This window comes from Gibbsiella greigii, from assembly GCF_039540155.1.
Classification (GTDB): Bacteria; Pseudomonadota; Gammaproteobacteria; order Enterobacterales; family Enterobacteriaceae; genus Gibbsiella; species Gibbsiella quercinecans.
The window spans coordinates 42497-68617 of the sequence record NZ_BAABEM010000009.1; the positions used below are offsets into that span (position 1 = coordinate 42497).

Here is a 26121-nt window from a genome sequence, read left to right on the forward strand (position 1 = left end):
AGTCTTGTGGCTTTTTTGCTGGCGAATTTTGCCGTTTTTTTGTCACTACACTTTTTTTTGTTTTATTTAAAAGAAAAATGGTTACCGTTGTTTTTGTTTTGGTAATAAAGTTGAAAACAAGATGCATGCTTAATTTAAATTAATGATATGGCATTTAACATTTATTTTTTCGCCGGGCGTGGCGTAGAGGGCAGTAGAATAAACATGTGGCGGATTATTATATACTCAAATTAATTCAAGCCGCAGAGTAAATACGTTGCTTACACTGGCTTGGTGCAGCTCTGGCGTGGGCCAGAGCACAGCGCCGCTTTCCGACAGCGCAGCACGTTACAACGGTTTTTTAATCGGGAACTCGGCGAAGGGCTTGATCTCTTTGAGCACGAACATGCTTTGCATCTCTTTGATGCCGGGCAGGCGCCGGATCACGGCCATGGCAAATTCGGCGTAGGAATCCAAATCCCGTGCCACCACCTGCAGCAGAAAGTCGGCATCGCCGCCGATGCTGTAACAGGCCACCACATCGTCCAGATCGGTCACATCTTGCTCAAAGCGTTTGGCTTCCGCTTCGCTATGGCTGTCAATGCTGACCCGAACAAACACCATGACGCCCAGGCCGATTTTGCGGCGCTCGAGCACGGCTCGGTAGCTCTGGATCACTTCATCGTCTTCCAGTTGCCGCACCTTACGCCAGCAGGGGGATGCTGACATACCAATGGTTTCGGCCAGTGCCTGATTGGTGATGCGCGCATCCTGCTGCAGCAGGGAGAGAATTTTAATGTCTGTCTGATTTAGCTTTCTGTTTGGCATAACGTTCCTGTTATTCGCGATTTAAGGGTAAATACTACCCTTATTGGCTGGTACGAACACGCTAAAAGGTCACTTTTACCCAGCGAGATCCCACATACTATTCCCGATGAATACGCTCTCTTGCCGCAGCGTTTTTTTAATTTGGATAATCAAGGATCAACGATGAAGTTTGATGTGAACCAGCATAAATGCACGATCGTGATTGATAACGCGCTCAGCACCGGCCTTGCGATCAACGCCGCCAGCGTGATTGGCATTAGCTTTGGCAAAACGGTTGGGAACCTGGTGGGGCCGGATAAGGCCAGCCAGGACGGCGTGGTGTATCCCGGCGTGATCTATGCGCCTTTGCCGGTACTGTTGGCTGAAGGCGATTATCTGCGCCAATTACAGCTCCGCGCTCAGGAGGAAGGGGATATCCACAGCATGCCGTTTAGCGCGCTGGCGCAATCTTGCAGAACCTATACCGAGTACGGCGAGCGGCTCTCGGCAGCCGGCTATAAAGATATCGCGTTGGTTGCCATTGGCCTGATTGGGCCAAAAAAGAAAATCACCAGTATGACCGGGCACCTACCGCTTTTCCGCTGAAGCCGGGGCCGGGCCGGCGCATAAAAAAACCCGCCGTGCTGAGAGGCGGGTTTTATCTTCCGGGGCCGGTTAAGCTTGGTTTACCGGTTTGGCTTCACCGGATAAAAACGATCTCTCGTAAGCGAGCGCTTTTTCGCTGTCGAACTGGCCTTCCCACTTGGCGATGACCAGCACGGCGAGCGCGTTACCGATCACGTTCAGGGCGGTACGTGCCATATCCATAATACGATCGACGCCGGCGATGAACGCCAGGCCTTCCAGTGGAATGCCTACGCTGCCCAGCGTAGCGAGCAGCACCACGAAGGACACGCCCGGCACGCCGGCAATCCCTTTCGAGGTGACCATTAACGTCAACACCAGGACAATCTCTTGCCCCAGCGACAGCTCGATGCCGTACAGCTGGGCGATGAAGATCGCTGCGATACTTTGGTATAGCGTAGAACCATCCAGGTTGAATGAATACCCGGTCGGCACCACAAAGCTGGTGATCGCTTTTGGGGCGCCGTAGGCTTCCATCTTCTCGATGATGCGCGGCAGCACCGTTTCAGAGCTGGCGGTGGAGTAGGCCAGGATCAGTTCGTCTTTCAGAATGCGGATGAGCGTCCAGACGCGCAGTTTGCACAGCCGCGCCACGATGCCCAACACCACCAGGGCGAAGAAGGCGATGGCCACATAAACCAGCAACACCAGTTTTGCCAGCGGCAGCAGCGAAGCAAAGCCGAAGTTGGCTACCGTCACCGAGATCAGGCCAAACACCCCGATCGGCGCATAGCGCATGATCATGTGGGTGACTTTGAACATGCTCTCAGAAACCGCTTTGAACACGTTCAGCAGCGGCTCTTTGGTTTGTTTTGGCAAGGATGACAGCCCCAGGCCAAACAGCACCGAGAAGAAAATGATCGGCAGCATGTCGCCTTTCGCAATGGAGGCGAACACGTTCGACGGGATCAGCGAAAGAATGGTCACCACCAGGCTGTGCGAGCCGCTTTGCACCTGCTCGGTGGTCTTTTCATATTGTGAGATATCGACGGTGCTCAACGTCGACATATCGATACCGTGACCGGGTTGAAAAACATTGGCCAGTGTCAGCCCCACCACAATGGCGAAGGTGGTGATCACTTCGAAATAAAGAATGGTTTTCAACCCGATGCGGCCAAGTTTCTTGGTGTCGCCAACGCCGGCAATACCCACAATCAGCGTGGAAATAACGATTGGCACAACAATCATTTTAATCAGCCGAATAAAAATATCCCCAGCAGGGCTAAGGACATTGCTGATCAGCCACTCCCGGGATTCGGCCTGATTATGCAGCACTGCTCCAACGATAACACCTAATATCAGTGCGATAAGAATTTGCCAAGCCAGGCTAATTTTTACATTTTTCATACCCAAAAAAGTCCTCAATGACCCCATCCAGAATATGCAGCGGGCGCCGCATTCCGGATGGAATACTTAATCATTTGATACAGGCTTATGTTAATTCGAACTCCGCGCTCACCTGCCCTTCGTGTGGCGCAGTATAAATCTTTACCATCTGAACGGCGGTTTCTGCAAGACTTGTTTTATTCGTGGCCACGGCGTGGCAACGTGGTAAATTTACCGCAGAAAAACCGCGCTCTACATAACTATCTGTTATTAAAAACATAACTTTATAATTAATGAATATCAAAGCGACCGTTTTGTTTGTTTTGTGAGCGAAATAAATTTGCGTTATTCGGCGGTTAAAATGCATATTTAGTCTCAGCGGGTTGTTTGTTTATTGTTAATTTTTTGTTTTGTTATAGCGCACGGTTAGCCTTTTTCTCCTTACACGAAGATCTGTTCTGGTTGTTTTTTATCCTTGTCAAATTACCTTGGTTTATTATTTAACCAACTTACCGGTGGGATGCTTTAATAACCTGCTTGCGGGCGGGGATTAATAAATAGCCGTGTTCATAAAACCGGCACGGTGCATTTTAATATTCGGCACACTTTCGGGTTAAATATCCTACCGGCGATTATTTAGCCGTATATTCTGTAGCCAGAATAGCCTTGGCGTATGCCGCTGCAAGGTGCAAGGCGTTGAGACGGTTATCTTGCCAGCGGCCACAGCGCACGGTAGCGTGTTGAAAATCAGCATATTCGTTGCGTGATCTACCGCTCAAAAAAGAAACAAAGGCACATAGCAAACTACCATTAACCTTAAGTTGACATATCATTAACAACTTCAAGGAGAAAAGCTATGAGCCAATTGCATAAACACGCTATCCCCTCAGCCATTGCGGCGCGCACTTTGCTCAACCCAGAGCAATATCAACAGTATTATCAACAGTCTGTGCAAGATCCGGCGGCTTTTTGGCGCGAACACGGCAAGATCCTTGATTGGATTAAGCCTTATACCAAGGTAAAGAATACGTCGTTTGATCCGGGGCATATCAGCATCCGTTGGTTTGAGGACGGCACGCTGAACCTGGCGGCCAACTGTCTGGATCGCCATCTGGCAACCCGCGGTGACCAAACGGCGATTATCTGGGAAGGCGACGATCCGGCGCAGTCAAAAAAAGTCACTTATCGACAGCTGCACCACGATGTCTGCCAGTTCGCCAACGTGCTGAAAAAGCTGGGGGTGAAAAAGGGCGATGTGGTTGCCATTTATATGCCGATGGTGCCGGAAGCGGCGGTGGCGATGCTGGCCTGCGCACGTATCGGCGCGGTGCACTCCGTGATCTTCGGCGGCTTTTCACCTGAAGCGGTGGCCGGCCGTATTATCGATTCCAACGCCAGGCTGGTGATCACCGCCGATGAAGGGCTGCGCGCCGGGCGTGCGGTGCCGCTGAAAAAGAACGTCGACGACGCCCTGAAAAAACCGGGTGTGACCAGCGTCAGTAATGTGGTGGTATTCCAGCGCACCGCGAAGCCGGGCTACTGGCAACAAGGGCGCGATCTGTGGTGGCACGAGCTGGTGCAGGGCGTATCCACCGATTGCCCGGCGGAAGAGATGAATGCGGAAGATCCGTTGTTCATCCTGTATACCTCCGGCTCGACCGGCAAGCCAAAAGGGGTGCTGCACACCACCGGCGGCTATCTGGTGTATGCCGCCATGACCTTCAAGTATGTGTTTGATTACCATGACGGCGATATTTACTGGTGCACCGCCGACGTGGGCTGGGTGACCGGCCATAGCTACCTGCTCTATGGCCCCCTGGCCTGCGGCGCGATCTCGCTGATGTTCGAAGGCGTGCCAAATTATCCGGGCGTTAACCGCCTGGCGCAAATCGTCGACAAGCACCGGGTGAATATTCTCTATACCGCGCCGACGGCGATCCGTGCTCTGATGGCGGAGGGTGACAAGGCCATTGAAGGCACCACGCGCGATTCGCTGCGCATCATAGGCTCGGTGGGCGAGCCGATTAACCCGGAAGCCTGGGAGTGGTACTACGAGAAGATCGGCAACGGCAAATGTCCGATTGTCGATACCTGGTGGCAAACGGAAACCGGCGGCTTCATGATCACTCCGCTACCGGGGGCGACGGAATTAAAAGCCGGTTCAGCTACGCGGCCGTTCTTTGGCGTGCAACCGGCGCTGGTCGATAATAGCGGCACGCCGCAGGAAGGGGCGTGCGAGGGCAACCTGGTGATCACCGATTCCTGGCCCGGCCAGGCCCGCAGCCTGTTTGGCGACCACGATCGCTTTGAACAGACCTATTTCTCTACCTTCAAGGGCATGTACTTCAGCGGTGACGGCGCCCGCCGTGATGAAGACGGTTATTACTGGATCACCGGGCGGGTGGATGACGTGCTCAACGTCTCCGGCCACCGGCTCGGCACGGCGGAAATCGAATCCGCGCTGGTTGCTCACCCCAAAATCGCCGAGGCCGCGGTGGTGGGCATTCCACATAGCATTAAGGGCCAGGCGATTTACGCCTACATTACGCTCAACCACGGCGAGGAGCCCTCGCCGGAACTGTATGCCGAAGTGCGCAACTGGGTGCGGGAAGAGATCGGCCCCATCGCCACGCCGGACGTTCTCCACTGGACAGATTCACTGCCCAAAACCCGCTCTGGCAAGATCATGCGCCGCATCCTGCGCAAAATCGCTGCCGGCGACACCAGCAACCTGGGGGATACCTCTACGCTGGCGGATCCTGCGGTGGTCGACAAGCTGCTGGAAGAAAAACAATCAATGAAAGTTCCATCATAACTTTTGCCGCCTATGGCCGTTCAGCAAGCCGGTGTGGTTGTTGAGCGGGCGTGAAGCGCGCTGTGCTTATCAATACCGACTGGAGAAATTCTGATGAATGACGGCATTTATCAAGGCATTGAGGCAAACCCGCGCTTTCAGGCGCTGGTGCGCAAACGCGGCCGCTTTGCCTGGCTGCTTTCGTTGATTACGCTGGCCTTGTACGTTGGCTTCATCTTGTTGATCGCCTTCAACCCGCAGTGGCTTGGCACGCCGATCGCCGCCGGTTCCACCATTACCCGCGGCATTCCAATCGGCGTTGGGTTGATTGTTATTTCCTTTGTCCTCACCGGTGTGTACGTGTTCCGCGCCAACGGCGAATTCGATCGCCTGACGGCCGACATTTTGCGTGAGGTGAAGCCATGAAGCGCCTGTTCCCTGCCGCCGTATTGGTGGGCCTGCCGGGTGCTGCCTGTGCGGATGCCATTAGCGGTGCGGTGCAGCGCCAGCCGCTGAACATCCAGGCGATTGTGATGTTCCTGTTGTTTGTCGGCGCCACGCTGTACATCACCTATTGGGCTTCCAAACGCACGCGGTCGCGCCAGGATTACTACACCGCTGGCGGCCGCATTACCGGCTTTCAAAATGGCCTGGCGATTGCCGGCGACTTTATGTCGGCGGCATCGTTCCTGGGGATTTCCGCCCTGGTCTATACCTCGGGCTACGACGGCCTGATCTATTCCATCGGCTTTTTGATCGGCTGGCCGATAATCCTGTTTCTGATTGCTGAACGCCTGCGCAACCTGGGGCGCTATACCTTTGCCGATGTGGCTTCCTACCGGTTGCAACAAAAACCGATCCGCTCGTTATCCGCCTGCGGCTCGCTGGTGGTGGTGGCGCTGTATTTGATCGCGCAGATGGTGGGTGCCGGTAAGCTGATCGAATTATTGTTTGGCTTGAATTACCATGTGGCGGTGATCATGGTGGGCATTCTGATGGTGCTGTACGTGTTGTTCGGCGGCATGCTGGCCACCACTTGGGTGCAGATCATCAAGGCTGTGTTGCTGCTGGCTGGGGCCAGTTTTATGGCGCTGATGGTGATGAAGTCGGTGAACTTTGACTTCAATGCGCTGTTCGCCGAAGCGGTGAAGGTGCACCCGAAGGGCAGTGCCATCATGAGCCCTGGCGGCTTGGTTTCCGATCCGATCTCGGCGCTGTCGCTGGGGTTGGCATTGATGTTCGGCACGGCAGGGCTGCCGCATATCCTGATGCGCTTTTTCACCGTTAACGATGCCAAGGAAGCGCGCAAAAGTGTGTTCTATGCCACCGGTTTTATTGGCTACTTCTATATTCTCACCTTTATTATCGGCTTCGGTGCCATTCTGCTGGTGAGCGGTAACCCGGCCTTCCAGGATGCCACCGGCGCGCTGTTGGGCGGCACCAATATGGCGGCGGTGCACCTGGCCAACGCAGTGGGCGGTAACTTCTTCCTGGGCTTTATCTCGGCGGTGGCGTTTGCCACGATTCTGGCGGTGGTGGCCGGCTTGACGCTGGCCGGTGCGTCGGCGGTTTCTCACGATCTGTACGCCAGTGTGATCAAAGATGGTAAAGCGACGGAACGTGATGAACTGAAGGTATCGAAGATCACGGTGCTGGTGTTGGGGATCGTCGCGATCGCGCTGGGGATCTTGTTCGAGAAGCAGAATATCGCCTTTATGGTGGGCCTGGCGTTTTCGATCGCCGCCAGCTGTAACTTCCCGATTATCATTCTTTCGATGTATTGGTCGCGGCTGACGACGCGGGGTGCGATGATTGGCGGCTGGCTGGGGCTGCTGACGGCGGTGATCCTGATGATTCTGGGGCCGACCATTTGGGTGCAGATCCTGGGCCATGAAAAACCGATCTACCCGTATGAGTATCCGGCGCTGTTTTCTATGCTGGTGGCGTTTATCGGCACCTGGTTCTTCTCGGTGACGGATGGTTCGCTGGCGGGGCAGCAAGAACGGGTGCGCTTCCGCTCGCAGTTTGTGCGTTCACAAACTGGGCTGGGGATCTCCCAAAGCAGCGCGCATTAACCTGCCGCCAGGCCAAAAGCAAACGCCCCTTTGCTGTTATCAGCAAAGGGGCGTTTTTGTGGCGGTTAACGGCAGGCTATGGGCACTTGTAGACCTGGCCGACCATTTTGCTGTCCAGCGGGGCAAAGCTCGACAGCAGGTTTTGGCTTGGGCTATTGGCGCCATAGATGACGTTACCACCCAGCTCTGCGGCTTTGTTGCGCAGATCGTTCGCCGCGCCGCGCAGGCCGGTGCTTTCAGCATCGCTGCCAGACAGCCAGTTGCTCTGTGTACCGGTGACTTCGCCAACCAACCGGCACTCTGCCGCCGGTTTGGTATCGGTAAATTTAACCTGCTGACCCGCTGCCGTCAGCGTATTGGTGGTGGTGCAACCTGCCAGCAGCATGGCTGCCGAAAGACCCAGTAAGGCTTTAATCCGCATCTTCTTCCCCATATCACATTGAGAATTAAGCAAAGTTCTATCCCTTAAGCATGTGTTGCCGTATTACTTGGCCAAACGTCTTGAGTGACGGCCGATGGTGTATCAGTTTACACGCTAAATCCGCCCTGCCGGTAAAAATATCATCAAATGCCGAGTGGTAGCGCACGCAACATGAAAAAACTGCCCAGCGCCGCCGCAAGCGTATAGCGGCAAGGTGGGGAGGCGCGGCGCATAAAAAAATGCCAGTCAGCATTTGCTGACTGGCATTCGATCTCACACCAGGGTGTGGGGGCTGATTACATCATGCCGCCCATGCCACCCATGCCGCCCATACCGCCGGCAGCGCCCAGATCGGCTTTTTCTTCTTTCGGCAGGTCGGTCACCATACATTCGGTGGTGATCATCAGGCCGGCAACAGAAGCTGCATACTGCAGAGCAGAACGGGTTACTTTGGTTGGATCCAGAATACCCATTGCGATCATATCGCCGTATTCTTCGGAGAATGCGTTGTAGCCGTAGCTGCCTTCGCCCGCTTTCACGTTGTTGGCGATAACAGAAGCTTCTTCACCGGCGTTGATAACGATCTGGCGCAGCGGAGCTTCCATCGCGCGCAGGGCAACTTTGATCCCCACGTTCTGGTCTTCGTTGTCGCCTTTCAGGTTAACAATTTTGCCTGCGACGCGGATCAGCGCTACGCCGCCGCCGGCAACCACGCCTTCTTCAACCGCAGCACGGGTTGCGTGCAGGGCATCTTCAACGCGTGCTTTCTTCTCTTTCATTTCAACTTCGGTTGCTGCGCCAACTTTGATAACGGCAACGCCGCCGGCCAGTTTAGCCACGCGTTCTTGCAGTTTTTCACGATCGTAATCAGAGGTTGCTTCTTCGATCTGCTTACGGATCTGGCTGACACGGCCCTGAATTGCGGCTTCTTCGCCCACGCCATCGATGATGATGGTGGTGTCTTTGTTGATCACAACGCGTTTTGCCTGGCCAAGGTCTTCCAGGGTGGCTTTTTCCAGCTCCAGGCCGATCTCTTCAGAGATAACGGTACCTGCGGTCAGGGTTGCGATATCTTGCAGCATGGCTTTACGACGATCGCCGAAGCCAGGTGCTTTAACCGCAGCCACTTTCACGATGCCGCGCATGGTGTTGACTACCAGGGTAGCCAGCGCTTCACCTTCAACGTCTTCTGCGATGATCAGCAGTGGCTTACCGGCTTTGGCAACGGCTTCCAGAACTGGCAGGAGTTCGCGGATGTTGGAGATTTTCTTGTCAACCAACAGGATGAACGGGCTTTCCAGCTCAACGGCACCGGTTTCTGGTTTGTTGATGAAGTAAGGGGACAGGTAGCCGCGATCGAACTGCATACCTTCTACAACGTCCAGCTCGTCTTGCAGGCCAGAACCTTCTTCAACGGTGATAACGCCTTCTTTACCGACTTTATCCATCGCTTCTGCGATCAGTTTACCCACGGTTTCGTCGGAGTTGGCAGAGATGGTGCCTACCTGAGCGATAGCTTTGGAATCGGAGCAAGGCACGGAAAGTTTTTTCAGCTCTTCCACAGCGGCGATAACGGCTTTATCGATACCGCGTTTCAGGTCCATTGGGTTCATGCCTGCAGCAACGGCTTTCAGGCCTTCGTTGATGATGGACTGAGCCAGTACGGTTGCCGTGGTGGTACCGTCGCCCGCAGCGTCGTTCGCTTTGGAAGCAACTTCTTTCACCATCTGTGCGCCCATGTTTTCGAACTTGTCTTCCAGTTCGATTTCACGTGCAACGGAAACGCCGTCTTTGGTGATGGTTGGCGCGCCGAAAGATTTGTCCAGAACAACGTTACGGCCTTTCGGGCCCAGGGTGACTTTTACTGCATCAGCGAGAACATTCACGCCACGCTGCATTTTTACGCGGGCGTCGTTACCGAATTTTACGTCTTTAGCTGCCATTGGTATTTCCCTTAAATTCGTTCAGAGTCAAAGATAAAAGCGCGATTACGCTTCAACAATTGCCAGAATGTCGCTTTCGGACATGATCAACACTTCTTCATTGTCGATCTTCTCTGCTTTAACGCCGTAACCGTCGTTGAAAATCACGATATCGCCGACTTTAACATCCAGTGGTTGGGTGCTGCCGTTTTCAAGAACGCGCCCTTTGCCAACGGCGACCACTTCACCACGAGTAGATTTACCCGCTGCAGAGCCCGTTAGTACGATGCCGCCAGCAGATTTTGATTCAACTTCTTTACGCTTGACGATAACGCGGTCATGCAATGGACGAATACTCATTGAACGCTCTCCTGTAAGAAGGTCTGTATCAGGTTTTAGGTTAATGTGCCGATTGTGTGTTACCGGCGTTGTTGAGATTTGAAATGGGGGCATTCCAACCGGCTTCAAGGGGGGAGATCAAAAAAATTTTGCTTTTGAGCGACATTCGGCGCTACGGCCATAAAAGAAACGGTTCGCGGGCCGGTGGGGGCCGCCAGGGCGGGAGGATCCCCGCTGGCGCGGGGATGATGGCCGTGGGGGATTAGCGATCGTCGTTACGTTTATCGTGCTCGTCCGGTTGGTGCTCAAGCAGGTGGCCATCGTGATCTTTGCGCTGAAATTCACCGTCGAAGGTGTTGCCGTTGGCGGCGCCACCGCCCCAGCCGCCGGGGCGGTAAACGGACAGATGCGGCATCAGCTTCAGCGTCAGGGATTTCTGAACCGGCGGTAGCAACAACAGCAGGCCGAGGAAATCGGTAAAGAAACCGGGCACCAACAGCAGGAAGCCGGCCAACACCAGCGACACGCTTTTCACCATCTCTGCCGCCGGGCTTTCGCCCGCGGCCAGCTTCTGCTGCATCTGCACAAAGGTTTTGACGCCCTGGTTGCGCACCAGCGAAACGCCGACGCAGGAGGTGAAAATTACCAGCAGCAGGGTGACTGCAACGCCAAGGACTGTGGCGACTTTGATAAATAAGGATATTTCTATGTAAACCAACAGAAATATCAGCAAAAAGGGTAACCAGCGCACAGTGCTCTCCTATTTATATGGAATCTGCGCACCCGCGCGGCGGCGTATACGCGAAAAAGTGGGGCCGTTGCAAAGGCCGATTTTATTAGAGTGGGGATCCCGTGCAGGCATTTCAACCAAGTGGCCGTTTTTATTGCTGCGTGGGGGGATATGTCGCCGCTGCGGCAGCTCACGCCATTAACCATAGACAATATCCGGTTATGGCGCCTTTTTTCAACAGATTGGGTCTGCCGGGCGTGAAACAGCTCACAGAATGTAAAGAGGGCACCGGTTGGAGCGCCAGATAGTGATCTGGATTCACTAATTTGTTCCAAAGCAGCATATGATCTTGATTGTCGAAAGCTGTTAAAACAATACTCCGGTGTTTATCGCCTCTGGCAATATAATTAGTTATACAAATATGCACGTCATCCACATAGAGAAGGCCCTCATGTCAAACAACATTCGTATCGAAGAAGATCTGCTCGGCACCCGTGAAGTCCCCGCAGAGGCCTATTACGGCATTCATACCCTGCGTGCGATTGAAAACTTTTATATCAGCAACAGCAAAATCAGCGATGTCCCGGAGTTTGTGCGCGGCATGGTGATGGTGAAAAAAGCCGCCGCCCTAGCGAACAAAGAGCTAAAAGCCATCCCGCGTAATATCGCCGATATCATCATCCGCGCCTGCGATGAAGTGCTGGATAACGGCAAATGCATGGATCAGTTCCCGGTGGATGTGTTCCAGGGCGGGGCGGGCACTTCGCTCAACATGAACACCAATGAAGTGCTGGCGAATATCGGCCTGGAGCTGATGGGGCACCAGAAGGGGGAGTACCAATACCTGAACCCCAACGATCATATCAACCAGAGCCAATCCACCAACGATGCGTACCCCACCGGCTTTCGTATCGCGGTCTACGCCTCGATCCTTAAACTGATGGACGCCATCAATGAACTGCGTGAAGGCTTTGCGCGCAAGGCGCAGGAATTCGCCACCATTCTGAAGATGGGGCGCACCCAGTTGCAGGATGCGGTGCCGATGACGCTGGGCCAGGAGTTCAAGGCCTTTGCCGTGCTGCTGAATGAAGAGGTGCGCAACCTGCAGCGCACCGCAGAACTGCTGCTGGAAGTGAACCTGGGGGCGACGGCGATCGGCACGGCGCTGAACACCCCGGAAGGCTACCAGCACCTGGCGGTGCAAAAGCTGGCGGAANTTCGGACTGCGGGGCCTACGTGATGGTGCACAGCGCGCTCAAGCGGCTGGCGGTGAAGCTATCGAAAATCTGTAACGATCTGCGGCTGCTGTCTTCCGGCCCGCGTGCCGGGCTGAACGAAATCAACCTGCCGCAGCTGCAGGCGGGCTCGTCGATCATGCCAGCCAAGGTCAACCCGGTGGTGCCGGAAGTGGTGAACCAGGTGTGTTTTAAGGTGATCGGCAACGACAGCTGCGTGACCATGGCGGCCGAAGCCGGCCAGCTACAGTTGAACGTGATGGAGCCGGTGATCGGCCAGGCGATGTTCGAATCCATTCATATCCTCACCAACGCCTGCTACAACCTGCTGGAAAAATGCGTCAACGGCATCACCGCCAACAAAGCGGTGTGCGAGCACTATGTGTTCAACTCCATCGGCATCGTCACCTATCTGAACCCGTTTATCGGCCACCACAACGGCGACATCGTGGGCAAAATCTGCGCGGAAACCGGCAAGAGCGTGCGTGAAGTGGTGCTGGAGCGCGGGCTGCTGACGGAAGCGGAGCTGGATGACATCTTCTCGGTCGATAACCTGATGCACCCGGCCTACAAAGCCAAGCGCTATACCGATGAAAATGGCCAATAACACACACCTTTGCTAATGCGTTAGGCACGTGCATCCCGCGATCGCGTGCCTTTTTATTTTCTATGCAAAATTTTCACTTTTTATCTTTCTGATGCGTGATGAGCTGGAGTAAACATGATGTTAGCGGTGGAATTGATTATCGTCCTGCTGGCGATCTTTCTGGGCGCCAGGCTGGGCGGTATCGGCATCGGCTTTGCCGGCGGCCTGGGCGTATTGGTGCTGGCATTGCTGGGCGTTAAGCCGGGCAGTATTCCTTTTGATGTGATCTCGATTGTGATGGCGGTGATCGCCGCCATTTCAACCATGCAGGTTGCCGGCGGTATGGATTTTTTGGTGCAGCAGACGGAAAAGCTACTGCGTAAAAACCCCAGGCATATTACCGTGTTGGCGCCTGTCGTCACTTACATCCTGACGCTGTTTGCCGGTACGGGCAATATTTCCCTGTCTGCGCTGCCGGTGATCGCCGAGGTGGCGAAAGAGCAGGGCATCAAACCCTCGCGGCCGCTATCTACCGCCGTGGTATCCGCCCAGATCGCCATTACCGCTTCGCCGATTTCTGCCGCCGTTGTTTATATGACTTCGGTTATGGAAGGGCGCGGGGTGAGCTATCTGAGCATGCTGGGGGTGGTTATTCCTTCTACCTTCTGCGCCGTTCTGTTGATGGCGCTGCTGGTGAGCTGGCTGTTTGATGCGCGTTTGTCTAACGATCCGGTCTACCAGAAACGTTTTGAAGAGGGGGTGATCGCTTTGCGCGGCAACGCCCTGAAGAGCGTGAAGCCCGGCGCCAAAATTTCTGTGTTGCTGTTTTTGCTTGGCGTGCTGAGCGTGGTGGCCTATGCGATCGTCAACAGCCCGAGCGTTGGCCTGGTGGAGACGCCGTTGATGAGCACCACCAGTGCGATATTGGTTATCATGCTGAGTGTGGCGACCTTCATTACCCTGCTGTGCCGGGTGGATACCGACGCGATTTTGGCATCCAGCACGTTTAAGGCCGGTATGAGTGCCAGTATCTGTATTCTGGGGGTAGCCTGGTTGGGCGACACCTTTGTGCAGGACAATATCGGCTGGATTAAAGCGACGGCGGGCAGCGTGGTGCAAGCGCACCCATGGCTGCTGGCGGTGATCTTCTTTTTCTGCTCGGCGCTGTTATATTCCCAGGCGGCGACGGCCAAGGCGCTGATGCCGATGGCGTTGGCGCTGAACGTCAGCCCGTTGACGGCGATTGCCTCGTTTGCTGCTGTTTCCGGCCTGTTTATTTTGCCCACTTACCCAACGTTGGTGGCCGCGGTGCAGATGGACGATACCGGCACCACACGCATTGGCCGTTTTGTGTTTAACCACCCGTTTTTTATACCCGGCACCATCGGTGTGGTGCTGGCGGTGTTGTTCGGGTTTTTATTGGGCAGCGTCATGCTGTGATCTTATGCCCGGCGCCGCAGTTTTTCCCGCCCGCTCGCCTGTGGCGGCATACGCGCCTTCTGGTCCGCCCTTCCTCGGGGTATAGTGCCTTATCGGAAGCGGTTTAAAAGGGGGAGACCATGCCTGACTGCGATGCCGTGATCATACTTTGTACCGCACCCGACGAGGCCTGCGCCCAGGCGTTGGCGGAGCGCGTGATAAATGAGAAACTGGCGGCCTGCGCCACGCTGTTGCCGGGTGCGCGTTCGCTGTATTACTGGGAAGGCCAATTGGAGCAGGCGCAAGAGGTGCAGATGCTGCTGAAAAGCGATCGTCACCATCAGCAGGCTCTGCTTGAGTGCCTGAAAACACATCACCCCTACCAAACCCCGGAGCTCTTGGTGGTACCGGTGATGGCTGGAGAGAAAGACTACCTGTTATGGATCAACGCCTCATTAAATTGATTTTGCTGCTTTGCAGCCTGCTGTTTTTGCCGCAGGCGGCTCAGGCTTCGCTGTTTGGGCAAACCAGCGGCAGCCAGTTTGTGCCTGTCGATCAGGCCTTTGCCTTCGATTTTAAACAACAGGGCAGCCAGCTAATGCTGAACTGGCAAATCCGCCCCGGTTATTATCTCTACCGCCAGCAGATTAAATGGGTGCCGCAGCAAGCGGTGCTGGGGCCGTTTGCGTTGCCCGCCGGGCAGCCGCACAAAGATGAGTTCTTCGGCGAGGTGCAAATTTACCAGCAGAAGCTGCAACTGGCGATCCCGTTGCAGCAGGCCGCCGAGCACGCCAGCCTGAGCATTACCTACCAGGGCTGCGCGGAAGCGGGGTTCTGCTACCCACCGGAAACGCGGGTGATCCCGCTGGATGCGGTGGCGGCAACCGCCCCGGCCGGCGCTCCGCCGCAGGCCGGCCCGAACCCGGCCAGCCCGCCGTTCTCACCGCTGTGGGCCTTGCTGTTTGGCATTGGCATCGCGTTTACCCCCTGCGTGCTGCCGATGTACCCGCTGATCTCCAGCATTATTCTCGGCAGCAAACGCCCGCCTGGCACCGGCCGCACCTTGATACTGGCGCTGGTGTATGTGCAGGGGATGGCATTAACCTATACCCTGCTTGGGCTGGTGGTGGCCGCCGCCGGGCTGCAGTTCCAGGCGGCCTTGCAGCACCCGTATGTGTTGATCGGCCTTTCGCTGATGTTTATCGCGCTGGCGCTGTCGATGTTCGGGCTGTATTCACTGCAATTGCCCACGGGTTTGCAAACCCGTTTGGCACAGTGGAGCAACACACAGCAGGGCGGCTCACTGGCCGGGGTGTTTGTGATGGGCGTGCTAGCTGGCCTGATTTGTTCCCCCTGTACCACAGCGCCGCTCAGCGCCATTTTGTTGTACATCGCGCAAAGCGGCAATTTACTGAGTGGGGCGGGAACGCTGTATTTGTATGCTCTGGGGATGGGGATCCCGTTGGTGGTGGTAACGTTGTTCGGCAACCGCTTGCTGCCGCGCAGCGGGCCGTGGATGCAGTATGTTAAAGAAGCTTTTGGTTTTGTGATCCTTGCGCTGCCGGTGTTCCTGTTGGAACGGGTGATTGGCGAGGTATGGGGCCTGCGGCTCTGGAGCTTGCTTGGCCTGGCTTTCTTCGCCTGGGCATTTCTGCTGAGCCTGAAAACGGCGCGGCGTTGGGGGCGCATCGCCCAAATCCTGTTGTTGGCCGCCGCCGTGATCGCCGCCCGGCCGTTGCAAGATTGGGCCTTTGGCAGCACACCTGCGCAACAGGTTCCGCAGTCAGGCCTGGCGTTTATGCCTATCCACAATGTGGCGCAGTTGGATCAGGCGTTGCGTCAGGCGCAGGGGAAGCCGGTGATGCTGGATCTGTACGCCGATTGGTGTGTGGCTTGCAAAGAGTTTGAGAAATACACGTTCAGCGATGCCGGCGTACAGGCGGCATTAGCGGGTGCCGTTCTGCTGCAGGCCGATGTGACGGCCAACAATGCGGAGCAGGCGGCATTATTGAAACATCTGCAGGTGCTGGGGTTACCCACCATTTTGTTCTTCGATGCCGCCGGGCGTGAACTGCCCGCCAGCCGGGTGACCGGTTTTATGGATGCCGCGGCGTTCCATACACATTTGCAGAAAACCGTGCTGTAAACGACACTGTTTATCTGAACTGAATTGGGAGGGAGTGCAAGTGCAACGTGAACACGTTCTTGATACCGCCTTGGGGCTGTTGGAACAATACGGCTTGGCGAGCATGACCCTTGAGATGCTGGCGAAGCAGTTGAGCGTGCAGCCGCGCGATTTCGGCCCCTTTTGGCCGGACAGAGAAGCCCTGCTGTATGATTGCCTACGCTATCATGGGCAGCAGATCGATACCTGGCGCCGGCAGCTGTTGTTGGATGAAAACCTGTCGTCGCAACAGAAATTGCTCGCGCGCTATGACGTGCTGGCCGAATACGTTCGCAATGGCCGCTATCCAGGTTGCCTGTTTATCGCCGCTTGCAGCTTTTACCCAGAGCCGGAACATCCCATTCATCTGTTGGCGGAACAGCAAAAGCAGAGCTCGCTGGCGTTGACGCGCGATCTGTTGCGTGAGATGGAGGCAGACGATGCAGACATGGTGGCGCAGCAGATGGAGTTGATTCAGGAGGGGTGCCTGAGCAAACTGCTGGTAAAACGCCAGCTCCAGGATGTCTTCATGGCCAAACGGCTGGCAGAGGACGTCTTACAGGTGGCGCAGTGCCGTAAACATGGCGCATTGGGCTGATATTTCTGGCGAAAGGCTCGGCGGTTTTTTGGCCATAGAGGGCGATGTTTTACGTTTTTTGCCTGAAAAGCCAGCAAATGAATCACTTTGCCGGTTTATGAGCGATAAATCCGTTGACGCCGACAGGCCTTTACGGTTTAATGCGCCCCGTTGCCCGGATAGCTCAGTCGGTAGAGCAGGGGATTGAAAATCCCCGTGTCCTTGGTTCGATTCCGAGTCCGGGCACCACCAATTCTGCATCAAAGCACGCTGGTTAGAGGTACCCCTTTAACGGGCGGAACAAAGGAACTAGCAAGTTAATATCGCAGTGTTTTTCGAACTTGCACACTCGATGTTAATAATTAGGTTCCTCTTAAAAAGGACGCCTACGGCCCACGCAGGCGTCCTTTTCTCGATCACTGTTAATTTTTACAGTTTGTAAAAGTTATGTCAAGGCTACCCTGACCTCTTCCTCACGCATTGGTACTACGTCCATATAAAGTGATAACTCATCCTCTAACGCTTGACCCGTAATCTTTAAATCCAGTTCGACATATTCCATAGTTGTACTGACACTCCGATGCCCCAACAATCCCTTTACCATCGCCAGGTTGCGGTCGGGCGACTTCATCATTTCTGTTGCCAGGGTATGCCTAAACCTGTGTGGGCTCACCTTGAAACCGCACTCTTTAGTTAGCCTGGTGAAAAACGAACGAACCGGTTGTATAGCGGGCTCAGGACCGACCTCGCCCAACGGATTTAGGAACCGTTCTACATCAAACAGATAACTTTCTGGGTCAGCGCCTTGCGCTTTAGCGCGCTCGACCAATATTCGCATGCGTTCGCGGACAAAACTGACGATAGGAACTAGCCATTCACGATGTGTTTTACTCCCTTCTTTACACAACAATATCGCATGCGCTTCAAGATCGACGTCCCGCAAGCGTATATGTAACAACTGGTTCTGGCGCATCCCCGTAGAGCGCAATAAATCAATCACCGTCCGCCAATACCATGTCGGATAGAGTGCGCAAGGCCGATATTGCCTAGCCTGACACTTTTCTCTTTCTTCAAATTGTCCCAGCACCAGATTCACCTTTACCAGTTGGTCACGGCTAAGGATTTTCTTCCGTTTGCTCCCTAATGGCACCTGTGTTTCGTTAAGCGGATTTTCCTCAATAATGAGCCACTTTTTCTTTATGCCCTGGTTGTATAGCGCACGCAAATGACGAACTTTATTATTCCAGGTGCTGGTCGTTAATCCTCTACCCATCATGTCCCGGCGCCATAAAAGCAGGTCGCGGTGGGTCACTTCGTCAGGCAATATGTCTTCACCAATGAATTTTCGGAAAACCGCGACCACGCGACGATAGCTCTTTTCTGTATCCGGGCGTAATGCCTTGGAAAAAAAGTATTCTTCAAGTAATGACTCCCAGCTCACTAACCGTGCTTTATTCATATGAATGACATCCCCTGTTTAATATATAAGTACAGCGAACACTTGGGCTCGCGTTCACAGATAACCCCTGTCAAGGGAGCACCAGTACCGGACTATCGTCAGGTACGTTTTTCCCCTGATAGAGCAGGCTCGCTTTTATGAGATAACCTTTGGTTCGTTTAAAAGGCCCAGAACCATCAGTGTTTTCATAAAGATGAGCAAAATAAAAACGTTTCCCCTTGACCCTGCGGTGTTTTTCCAGACGTTCAAAGCTCTCCTGGATAGCTTCGCGCTGGTTACCTTCTAAGCCAGACATCTTTAGGTAAAGATAAAAAATGCCAGGGACAGTGATGAAAACAAAACCAGAAACGAGATGAGCCCTCGCTCCTAATGTATTGACCGGAATTTCGCCGGTATTGAGTCCGTTGCTCAACCATTGCCAAAAAATCTTACCGTCGTTATCGACTGAAACCGGATCGGGAAATGGCTGACGTTCGCTCGGCTGTGCCGGGGGGGTGACAACATCAACATCCCGTGTTGTATCACCGATTATTGTAGGTTCACTTTCCTGTGTGGCCGTTTGTTCTGGCGTATCCACGGGGGCTTCCATTACAGTGGGCATAACCTGTTCCGGGGGCTGGACATCCTCAGGCAAGAGCACCTCTTCCTGGGGGGCGTGGCTCTCTTCCTGTGTTTCCTGGCCACCCGGAGCAGGTATCGTCACGGCCATCAACGACAACAAGGTCTTCATATCCTCAGTGCCATCGCCAGCAGTCGTCTCTGGAGCCACAACACCGCCAGTCGCCGGGTTACCATCGACGGGTTCGTCCAGCGCAGAGACCAGCGCTACATCGGCTGGAGTGGTTTGGTTCGACTCAGCTACCGCTGCCGGCAGCATGTTTCCCGGCGGCGGTGCTTCTACCACTGGTGCAGCACTCTGCAAATCCATCATAGGAAGCGATGACCCGACCGCTCCTGGTTGAAGCGGCTGCGTCAACTGCAGCGCTGGCGTAACACCTGCTATGGAAGCAGTTGGCAAGGCTTGTAGCAGGCGGCTTCCCCGAGCCTGCCGAACCGCTTCGTGGACAATCTCATCAATGACCGGCAACGGGCTGGGCTGCCGTGAGGTAATCAGCATCAGCGCCTGAGCCGCTGCAGGCAGTGTCGACAGCCAGGCAATGGCTGCTGACGGCACCAGGCGCGCGGCGATCAACACGCACAGGCTTGTCGTTAATGTCGGCTCTAATGGTGTAGTCTTGAAACGAAAACGGTACGGTTCACTGGGCACGGTGAGACCGGGTAACCAGGGCTGGCCGCTCTGCAGTTCGCCTTCAATCTGGTCAAAAACGGGCAGATATTGACAAAGGGCGGCATAAAAAATGACGGCGTTCCACAGTATGTTTTGCGCGGATTGTTCTTCCGGCGGCGCCCCGGGCGGCAGCATATGCCCCTTGGCCAGGCGTACGGCAAAGGTTGTCGTCTGCAAGGTGACTTCCATCAGTGAGTTCTTATCGGCATATTCCCCCTGTTGTGAAGCTGGCAGTGCCTGCATCAATGCAATCAACTTCTCCAGAGGCTGCAGATAAAATTGCTCATAGAGATCTTTAGGCAGCGCGCTGCTTTCCCACAGTTGCTGCAGGCACTGTTTACGGGAAGCGGTATTCAGTAATTGTTCGGCAGATAGCGGCATAAAATAACCGGTCGGGCATGCCTGAAATGGCGGCTGAGGTACAGCTTTAGTCAGTGCCGCCTGGTTGCCAAGCAGTAATCCCCTGATGGTTTTCAGCATGATGGCTCCCCTGGGGTATCACACTCTTCGGCCATCAGCGCTTGTAACAACGCATTGATCACCAGCGTTTGCCGGGCGCGCGTCACCGCCACATACAGCAGATTGGTTTCGTCGGTGCGCTCCTTTTCCGTCATCAACGGATCGGTGATATCGGCAAAATCGTCATCCAACATCACCACCGGCCACTCTAGCCCCTTGCTGCGATGGGCCGTTGAAACCGTGACCTGTGCCCGGCTCTCATCAATGACGGCATGTTCACGCATGACCTGCAGCTTCTGCGGCAAGGGAAAATACATATCAAGCAACCGCAACGCCTGGTTCATATCGGCATCTTTGGTAGCTCTGGCCACCGTTTCAAATTCCTCAAAGTTGCGGTATTCCTGCGCCAGACGTTGGGAGTGCATGCGTTCTGGCATATCGGCCGAGAACCAGTACAAATCCTCCATTTCCTCTGTTTTGTAACCGGAAATGCCACCTATCCAGAACACCTTTTTACCGCCCAGGCTGGCCTGGAGTGCTGCGCCAATGACGCCGGCAATGGTTCGGCTCAATATGGCAATGTGCCCCTGCGCGGCTTCCGGAGGCAAACGGGTGACAACGCTATCACTGCCGCCATTGCCTACCACGGTCAACGTTTCCCCCTGGCGGGCTAACAGCATATTCGCCACACCGGCGACGGCAGGCCCAAACCGGAAACTGTGGGTCAGGCAAAGGCGATCAGCATCAGCCAACTGCGGCGCATCCAGGGCATTTTCGGCACCGCGAAACCGATAAATTTGTTGGTGGCGATCGCCAACCAGCACCACACTGCAGCGTTGTGTCAGTACCAGAAATTGTGTTACCGGGTTCGCATCCTGCCCCTCATCGAACAGTACGGTATGCCAACGTTTCGAGAAATCAGGCTGGGAGAGTTGATAAAGCTTGAGGTAAACGTCATGGGTCACCGGGAATGTCCCGTCCTGACGGATAGAGGCTTCCCAAAGACATTGCGCCGCGGCCAGAATTTTCTCGGCTGACAACCCGCTGCGCGAATCTTCGTCAGGCAGGTGTTGAATGCCTAACCCGGCATCGCCGCTGCAGAGAAAAGCGTTAAAGGTGGTGGTGGCTACACGCGCCAATGGCCAGTGACGGCTGTTAAGCAGCCGGGCAACATCGGTGATGCGTAGATTGCCCGTTAGGCGCGCTTGGTAATGTCGGCCAATACGCCAGGCCAGTTGATGAGAGGTCTTGCATTCTACGTTGAACGGGAATTTTTGCTCGGCCTCATCCCGGACTGCCCGGTTATAGGCCAGATAGAGCATTCTGTTCTCAGGATTGGCCAACGCGAATCGTACCAGGGTGGAGGTTTTTCCGGTGCCGGCAAAGGCCCGGACCACCAGGCGGTGCCCGGACCAGCCGATGACGGCGGCCTGTTCAGGCGTATCAGAATAAGGCATCAGCAGCACTCCATAAAAACATGACCGGCACTATGCTGCGCGGGTCGCCACGAGACACGCCACAAAAAAACCTTTTCCCGAAATGAAAAGATTATTTCTGAGCTGGGCGCTTTTCGGTTGAGGGTTTGTTATTGATCACATGCTGCTTGAGTCTGGTATTGGAAAAACCGTGAAAAATCCGCGTGATGAGAAAATTCACGCGGGTTATTTCATGGGATAATCTATTTATAATTAATTAATCACGTCGTTTATATTATTTTACCGTTTTGTATTGTTCTTTTTATTAGCGTGTCATGCTCGGTTCTAATGCCGTTTTATTTGCTTAAACGCTTCGACGGTATTTTTTATCGCTTTTTCGGTCGGCAAACGTTCCATTGAGCTTGCACCGTAGAAGCCATGACAATCCGGGCAATGCCGCAGGATATAGGCCGCATCTTCCGGTTCGGCAATAGGCCCGCCATGGCAAAGGACGATAATATCATCGCGCACCGCCTTGGCCGCCCAGGCACAGGCGTTGATTACCGGTATGCAGGACTCCAGATCGTGCGCTGTTTCAGCGCCGATGTCACCACCAGTGGTCAGCCCCATATGCACCACGATCACGTCAGCGCCGGCCTGCGTCATAGCGACGGCATCGTCCGGGTTGAAGACATAAGGCGTGGTTAGCATCCCCTTTTCATGCGCCAGACGTATCATTTCCACTTCCAGTGCGTAGCCCATTCCCGTTTCTTCCAAGTTCTTGCGGAAATTACCGTCGATAAGCCCGACGGTCGGGAAGTTCTGCACGCCGGCAAACCCCTGTACCTTTAATTCATCGAGGAACGGCGACAAATTGCAAAACGGATCCGTACCGCACACGCCGGCTAATACAGGGGTATTTTTCACGATGGGCAGAACTTCATCGCCCATCTCACGCACTATCTGATTGGCATTGCCGTAAGGCATCAGCCCGGATAATGAGCCCCGGCCAGCCATTCTAAATCGGCCGGAGTTATAAATCACGATAAGGTCGACGCTGCCGGCCTCTTCGCTGCGCGCCGACAATCCCGTTCCCGCGCCGGCACCGATAATCGGCTCATCCCGGGCAACTTTCTGTTTTAGGTGTTGAACGAGTGAAGGATAGTTTTTCATGAGAGTTTCCCTGGTGTTAAGTGATGAAGAGTTCCCTGGTGTTGCATGGCGATTTTGAGCTCCTTCATCACAAGTGAAGCAAACTCAGGTGAGTTAATATGATGAGACGTTTTGATAATCTGCCTCCGTGCCGTCTGTACCACCGTCGATTCCAACCCTTCGGCAAAGGCTTGCCTTGCCTGGGGATCGAAAAAAGGTTGGCCTGGGGCATCTAGAGCAGAAAACCCGCCTTCTGGTATGATGAAACGTACCGGCCCGTTGCACTGATTGAGTTTTTCCCCAATCCATACGCCCAGCTGGTAGTTTTCCTCTGGTGTTGTCCGCATTAGCGTCACCTGAGCGTTATGCTCGACAAACTGCCGCTGAGCATAACGCTCAGGTATGCTGTCGGGTTCGCCAAAGTTGACCATATCGAGCGCGCCGGCGCTGCCCACCCATGGCACCTGGGTTTGTGCGATGCAGTCTAGCCGTGTATCCGGGCAGGCCAGAACGCCGCCAAAAAGCAAATCGGCCGTTTCCGTCAGGGTAATATCCAGTACGCCAACAATTTCACCTTCTTCAACCAGCCGTTCCATACTGGTGCCGCCGTTACCCGTGGCGTGGAAAACCAGCGGATCGAACTCTTTGTCCAGCGCGGCAATCAACTGATTGATACAAGGCGTGGTTACCCCGAACATCGTCAGCCCCAGTACAGGTTTTTGGGCTTGGTTAGTGGGGGCTTCATGATTGACTGCGCCAGCTATCATGTTGGCGGCATTGGCCAGAATAGTTCGGGAAAGGTAATTCAGACCATTAAGATCAGTCACGGTATACAGCATGGCGATATCCACGCCGCCGACATAGGCACCCACGTTGCCTGAGGCCATCGTGGAAACCATCAGTTTGGGAATGCCTATCGGCATTGATTTCATGGCCAACGAAATCAGCGCCGTACCACCAGAGCCGCCAATCCCAATCAACCCGGCAATATCTTCCGACGTACTGCGAAGAAAACGGGTTAATGCCACCGACATGGCGGTCACCGCCCGGCCACGTTCGTTACAAAATACTGCGTCGGTACCGTCCGGATGATACTCGGCCACCTGGAACGAGGGGATATCTACTTTGCTGTTCTCATTGAATTCAGTTGGTCCTCCGGTGGAGACGTCGATGATATGGGAGTCCACGCCGGCCGCATGCAGGCAGTTCTTTAGCCAGACCAGCTCATCCAGCTTGGTGTCTGCAGTACCGATGACATATACAAATTTGGCCATACAACCCACTCCATGATTAGGGGTGAAAGATTGATTGTTATCGTGCACTATAAAGCTATGCTAATATTTATTATCTCGCAATATATTTTTATCCTTAAGAATATTTTTTTGTTTGAGGCTCGACTAACACCATGATTCTCTTCGATGAAGACAACCTGTCGCCGGTACGCCGCAGAACGCTCGATCGCCTGACCCTGGCAGCCCTCAAGCTGTACCGGGAAAACAAATTCCCTACGGCTGAAGAAATCACCCGTGAAGCGGAGTATGCCAAGGTTACCCTTAAGACTTACTTCACAACCCACAATGAATTTGTCGAATATGTGGTCAAAAGGGTGATCGGCTCCTTTGAGAGGCCAAAGATGGGGGGGAATCCGGAAGAGAACGTCGCCAAGTTGATGGCCTGGGGATATGGAGAACTTTGTTCTCACGAAGGTTTGATGCGGGACGCCCTGCGTATTTCACAGCAGCGCTGGCAGGAATCCCACGCGGAAGGGGCAGAAGAAGCCATTGGTGATGGTCTACCGCGGCTCAAAAAAAGTAACCGAAAAGAAGCACTCACCGAGGCACTGGCACCATTGGAAGCACAGCTTCCGCAGGAGAAGGTGCAAAAACTGGTGATGTTGATGTCAGTGATGTACGGCACGGAGGCGATGACGGTGCTTAAAGATACCTTTGGCCTGAAGCAGGATGAAATTACTGAGCTGACGACCTGGGGTGCCAAGTTACTTTTGCGGCAGGCTCTGGCTGAAAATATGGATGAGACATTGCATAAAACAAATGATCAATAATAAGAGAATGTTTATGGTGCCGTTGATATTTTTTGCTGACTCTACTCGAGAGCGTTCAGAATTCTGTGGTGCGACACGAGGCTGTTCCTGTGATTGTTTCAGCCAGTATGCAGTAAGAAGTGCGAAGAAACCTACTGTCTCACCAGCAGTTCCCTACCCGACTGTGCGTTGAGAGCAATTTCAGGGTGCAACGCGTCGGGGACAACGTGGCCACGGCTCATCCGTAGGGACGGACTGTGAGGTCCAATCTGAAACTGCTAGCCGCAGGCGGTGAAGGCGCCAGGGACAAGGGTATGGTCAGCATAAGCAAACCCCGACAAGCACCGTAATATGAAAGAAGCCAAAGCGGCTGTCAGGCTTCAGCCAAAAGGCACGCGATCAGGTATACCTTCTCACAGATAGGGTATCGTGAGTGTTACATCGCCGGTGTTAACGGGGGGCCTGTTCCCTTGAGTTACAGGAACGGAACGTGGTAACCCCGTACAACTCCGTTAGGTAGCGAACTCGTGAGAGTAAGCCATGGTTGTGCGGGAACGGGACGCCGGAAGAAGCGAATGATCGGTCGTAACGACCGATATACGGTTTTTTTTAACCGACCTGAAAAGGGGCTGACGTCCGGTGGGGCTTCTCTGGCGAGAAAGTCTGGAAAATCGATATTATGAGGGAACGCAAATGACGCAGCAGGTCACAAGCCAGTGCGGTGCACCTTCAGCATCATCTCTGTGGTCATCGATCGACTGGCAACAGGTTGAAGATGATGTATTTCGGTTCCAGATGCGTATCGCCAAGGCAACCAAAGCGCAACGTTGGAATAAAGTGCGAGCGCTCCAGCGGCTTCTTACCCGATCTCATCAGGCGAGGCTGTTGGCTGTAAGACGCGTGACATCGAACCGAGGACGTCATACACCCGGTATCGACTGAACGTTATGGATAAACCCGCAACAAAAGTGGCAGGCCGTTTTGGCACTGTCCTGCCGGGGTTATCGGGCACAGCCGTTACGGCGTATACATATCCCCAAAAAGAACGGTAAAAAAGACCGCTGGGGATCCCCACGATGCATGATCGTGCCATGCAGGCACGCTTTCTGTTGGCAACAGAGCCTGTGGCTGAAACTACCGCCGATCACCATTCATATGGTTTTCGGCCAAAACGCTCAGCCGCAGACGCAATAGAACGGTGCTTTGTGGTACTGACGCAGAGATCATCAGCACAGTGAAAACCAGAATCTCGCTTAGGGTCGTGTCCACATTATGTAGGTAAGCTCAG

The 26121-nt window shown here is 54.3% G+C and carries 21 protein-coding genes, 1 tRNA gene and 1 pseudogene; 12 read left to right on the plus strand and 11 right to left on the minus strand.

What is annotated here, in order from left to right:
- Positions 1-327: 327 nt before the first annotated feature.
- On the minus strand, positions 328-807 hold the full coding sequence (locus AC559G_RS10085; RefSeq protein WP_498912458.1) for an Lrp/AsnC family transcriptional regulator: 480 nt from the start codon (positions 805-807) through the stop codon (positions 328-330).
- 162 nt (positions 808-969) lie between these two features.
- On the opposite strand from AC559G_RS10085, the gene AC559G_RS10090 reads away from it, so the two are divergent.
- Positions 970-1392: a DUF2000 domain-containing protein gene (locus AC559G_RS10090; protein ID WP_498912459.1), complete on the plus strand. Its 423-nt coding sequence runs from the start codon at positions 970-972 to the stop codon at positions 1390-1392.
- A 69-nt stretch (positions 1393-1461) separates the two neighbouring features.
- Here the strand turns inward: AC559G_RS10090 and gltP are convergent, their stop codons facing one another.
- Positions 1462-2778, minus strand: coding sequence for a proton/glutamate symporter (gene gltP / locus AC559G_RS10095; RefSeq protein ID WP_498912460.1), 1317 nt, complete (start codon positions 2776-2778; stop codon positions 1462-1464).
- Positions 2779-3613: 835 nt separating this feature from the next.
- Between gltP and acs the strand changes: the two genes are divergently transcribed.
- The 3 genes from acs (at position 3614) to actP (ending at position 7626) form a co-directional block, all read left to right on the plus strand.
- The gene (acs, locus tag AC559G_RS10100; RefSeq protein WP_498912461.1) at positions 3614-5572 is read left to right on the plus strand and encodes an acetate--CoA ligase; all 1959 of its coding nucleotides are present in this window, start codon (positions 3614-3616) and stop codon (positions 5570-5572) included.
- A 93-nt stretch (positions 5573-5665) separates the two neighbouring features.
- Positions 5666-5977 carry a DUF485 domain-containing protein gene (locus AC559G_RS10105; RefSeq protein WP_498912462.1) on the plus strand — a complete coding sequence of 104 codons (312 nt, stop codon included), beginning with the start codon at positions 5666-5668 and terminating at the stop codon, positions 5975-5977.
- Positions 5974-7626 carry a cation acetate symporter gene (actP, locus tag AC559G_RS10110; protein ID WP_498912463.1) on the plus strand — a complete coding sequence of 551 codons (1653 nt, stop codon included), beginning with the start codon at positions 5974-5976 and terminating at the stop codon, positions 7624-7626. The genes AC559G_RS10105 and actP overlap by 4 nt, the downstream gene beginning before the upstream one ends.
- 76 nt (positions 7627-7702) lie before the next feature.
- On the opposite strand, the gene AC559G_RS10115 is transcribed toward actP, so the two are convergent.
- The 4 genes from AC559G_RS10115 to AC559G_RS10130 all read right to left on the minus strand — a co-directional run bounded on the left by AC559G_RS10115 (position 7703) and on the right by AC559G_RS10130 (position 11059).
- Positions 7703-8047, minus strand: a complete 345-nt coding sequence (locus tag AC559G_RS10115; RefSeq protein WP_438598584.1) for a DUF4156 domain-containing protein — start codon at positions 8045-8047, stop codon at positions 7703-7705.
- 296 nt (positions 8048-8343) lie between these two features.
- Positions 8344-9990 carry a chaperonin GroEL gene (gene groL / locus AC559G_RS10120; RefSeq protein ID WP_498912464.1) on the minus strand — a complete coding sequence of 549 codons (1647 nt, stop codon included), beginning with the start codon at positions 9988-9990 and terminating at the stop codon, positions 8344-8346.
- A gap of 45 nt (positions 9991-10035) precedes the next feature.
- Positions 10036-10329, minus strand: coding sequence for a co-chaperone GroES (locus AC559G_RS10125; protein WP_095846202.1), 294 nt, complete (start codon positions 10327-10329; stop codon positions 10036-10038).
- A 241-nt stretch (positions 10330-10570) separates the two neighbouring features.
- Positions 10571-11059 carry an FxsA family protein gene (locus AC559G_RS10130; protein ID WP_498912465.1) on the minus strand — a complete coding sequence of 163 codons (489 nt, stop codon included), beginning with the start codon at positions 11057-11059 and terminating at the stop codon, positions 10571-10573.
- Positions 11060-11489: 430 nt separating this feature from the next.
- On the opposite strand from AC559G_RS10130, the pseudogene aspA reads away from it, so the two are divergent.
- The 6 genes and pseudogenes from aspA (at position 11490) to AC559G_RS10160 (ending at position 17268) form a co-directional block, all read left to right on the plus strand.
- Positions 11490-12880, plus strand: a pseudogene (aspA, locus tag AC559G_RS10135) (aspartate ammonia-lyase).
- Between the two features lie 117 nt (positions 12881-12997).
- Entirely contained in the window at positions 12998-14299 is a 1302-nt protein-coding gene (locus tag AC559G_RS10140) for an anaerobic C4-dicarboxylate transporter (protein WP_498912505.1), read from the plus strand.
- A gap of 119 nt (positions 14300-14418) precedes the next feature.
- Positions 14419-14742: a divalent cation tolerance protein CutA gene (gene cutA / locus AC559G_RS10145; protein WP_498912466.1), complete on the plus strand. Its 324-nt coding sequence runs from the start codon at positions 14419-14421 to the stop codon at positions 14740-14742.
- Entirely contained in the window at positions 14718-16424 is a 1707-nt protein-coding gene (locus AC559G_RS10150) for a protein-disulfide reductase DsbD (protein ID WP_498912467.1), read from the plus strand. The genes cutA and AC559G_RS10150 overlap by 25 nt, the downstream gene beginning before the upstream one ends.
- Positions 16425-16464: 40 nt before the next feature.
- Positions 16465-17040 (plus strand): TetR/AcrR family transcriptional regulator, encoded by a 576-nt coding sequence (gene dicD, locus AC559G_RS10155; protein WP_498912468.1) that lies wholly within the window; start codon positions 16465-16467, stop codon positions 17038-17040.
- A 152-nt stretch (positions 17041-17192) separates the two neighbouring features.
- Positions 17193-17268 (plus strand) — tRNA-Phe (locus AC559G_RS10160).
- 196 nt (positions 17269-17464) lie between these two features.
- On the opposite strand, the gene AC559G_RS10165 is transcribed toward AC559G_RS10160, so the two are convergent.
- From AC559G_RS10165 to AC559G_RS10185, 5 genes are all read right to left on the minus strand, one after another.
- Positions 17465-18478: a tyrosine-type recombinase/integrase gene (locus tag AC559G_RS10165; protein WP_498912469.1), complete on the minus strand. Its 1014-nt coding sequence runs from the start codon at positions 18476-18478 to the stop codon at positions 17465-17467.
- 70 nt (positions 18479-18548) lie between these two features.
- A complete protein-coding gene (locus tag AC559G_RS10170; RefSeq protein ID WP_498912470.1) occupies positions 18549-20246 on the minus strand; it encodes a TraI domain-containing protein in 1698 nt (565 codons plus the stop codon).
- A complete protein-coding gene (locus tag AC559G_RS10175) occupies positions 20240-21682 on the minus strand; it encodes a DEAD/DEAH box helicase (protein ID WP_498912471.1) in 1443 nt (480 codons plus the stop codon). Before AC559G_RS10175 ends, AC559G_RS10170 begins: the two co-directional genes overlap by 7 nt.
- 303 nt (positions 21683-21985) lie before the next feature.
- Positions 21986-22813 carry a phosphoenolpyruvate hydrolase family protein gene (locus tag AC559G_RS10180; protein WP_498912472.1) on the minus strand — a complete coding sequence of 276 codons (828 nt, stop codon included), beginning with the start codon at positions 22811-22813 and terminating at the stop codon, positions 21986-21988.
- Complete coding sequence (locus tag AC559G_RS10185; protein ID WP_498912473.1) at positions 22810-24066, minus strand: Tm-1-like ATP-binding domain-containing protein; 1257 nt, start codon at positions 24064-24066, stop codon at positions 22810-22812. The genes AC559G_RS10180 and AC559G_RS10185 overlap by 4 nt, the downstream gene beginning before the upstream one ends.
- A 131-nt stretch (positions 24067-24197) precedes the next feature.
- On the opposite strand from AC559G_RS10185, the gene AC559G_RS10190 reads away from it, so the two are divergent.
- Together AC559G_RS10190 and AC559G_RS10195 are read left to right on the plus strand one after the other, a co-directional pair.
- On the plus strand, positions 24198-24854 hold the full coding sequence (locus tag AC559G_RS10190) for a TetR/AcrR family transcriptional regulator (protein WP_498912474.1): 657 nt from the start codon (positions 24198-24200) through the stop codon (positions 24852-24854).
- Positions 24855-25628: 774 nt separating this feature from the next.
- Positions 25629-25775 (plus strand): reverse transcriptase N-terminal domain-containing protein, encoded by a 147-nt coding sequence (locus tag AC559G_RS10195; protein WP_498912506.1) that lies wholly within the window; start codon positions 25629-25631, stop codon positions 25773-25775.
- Positions 25776-26121: the final 346 nt, after the last annotated feature.

Coding starts and splice junctions, on each gene's coding strand:
- AC559G_RS10180 (WP_498912472.1), bottom strand. CDS start 22,813: ATGAAAAACTATCCTTCACTCGTTCAACACCTAAAACAGAAAGTTGCC.
- AC559G_RS10125 (WP_095846202.1), bottom strand. CDS start 10,329: ATGAGTATTCGTCCATTGCATGACCGCGTTATCGTCAAGCGTAAAGAA.
- AC559G_RS10170 (WP_498912470.1), bottom strand. CDS start 20,246: ATGCTGAAAACCATCAGGGGATTACTGCTTGGCAACCAGGCGGCACTG.
- AC559G_RS10190 (WP_498912474.1), top strand. CDS start 24,198: ATGATTCTCTTCGATGAAGACAACCTGTCGCCGGTACGCCGCAGAACG.
- gltP (WP_498912460.1), bottom strand. CDS start 2,778: ATGAAAAATGTAAAAATTAGCCTGGCTTGGCAAATTCTTATCGCACTG.
- actP (WP_498912463.1), top strand. CDS start 5,974: ATGAAGCGCCTGTTCCCTGCCGCCGTATTGGTGGGCCTGCCGGGTGCT.
- acs (WP_498912461.1), top strand. CDS start 3,614: ATGAGCCAATTGCATAAACACGCTATCCCCTCAGCCATTGCGGCGCGC.
- AC559G_RS10185 (WP_498912473.1), bottom strand. CDS start 24,066: ATGGCCAAATTTGTATATGTCATCGGTACTGCAGACACCAAGCTGGAT.
- AC559G_RS10085 (WP_498912458.1), bottom strand. CDS start 807: ATGCCAAACAGAAAGCTAAATCAGACAGACATTAAAATTCTCTCCCTG.
- AC559G_RS10140 (WP_498912505.1), top strand. CDS start 12,998: ATGTTAGCGGTGGAATTGATTATCGTCCTGCTGGCGATCTTTCTGGGC.
- cutA (WP_498912466.1), top strand. CDS start 14,419: ATGCCTGACTGCGATGCCGTGATCATACTTTGTACCGCACCCGACGAG.
- AC559G_RS10105 (WP_498912462.1), top strand. CDS start 5,666: ATGAATGACGGCATTTATCAAGGCATTGAGGCAAACCCGCGCTTTCAG.
- AC559G_RS10195 (WP_498912506.1), top strand. CDS start 25,629: ATGCGTATCGCCAAGGCAACCAAAGCGCAACGTTGGAATAAAGTGCGA.
- AC559G_RS10150 (WP_498912467.1), top strand. CDS start 14,718: ATGGATCAACGCCTCATTAAATTGATTTTGCTGCTTTGCAGCCTGCTG.
- AC559G_RS10165 (WP_498912469.1), bottom strand. CDS start 18,478: ATGAATAAAGCACGGTTAGTGAGCTGGGAGTCATTACTTGAAGAATAC.
- AC559G_RS10090 (WP_498912459.1), top strand. CDS start 970: ATGAAGTTTGATGTGAACCAGCATAAATGCACGATCGTGATTGATAAC.
- groL (WP_498912464.1), bottom strand. CDS start 9,990: ATGGCAGCTAAAGACGTAAAATTCGGTAACGACGCCCGCGTAAAAATG.
- AC559G_RS10175 (WP_498912471.1), bottom strand. CDS start 21,682: ATGCCTTATTCTGATACGCCTGAACAGGCCGCCGTCATCGGCTGGTCC.
- AC559G_RS10115 (WP_438598584.1), bottom strand. CDS start 8,047: ATGCGGATTAAAGCCTTACTGGGTCTTTCGGCAGCCATGCTGCTGGCA.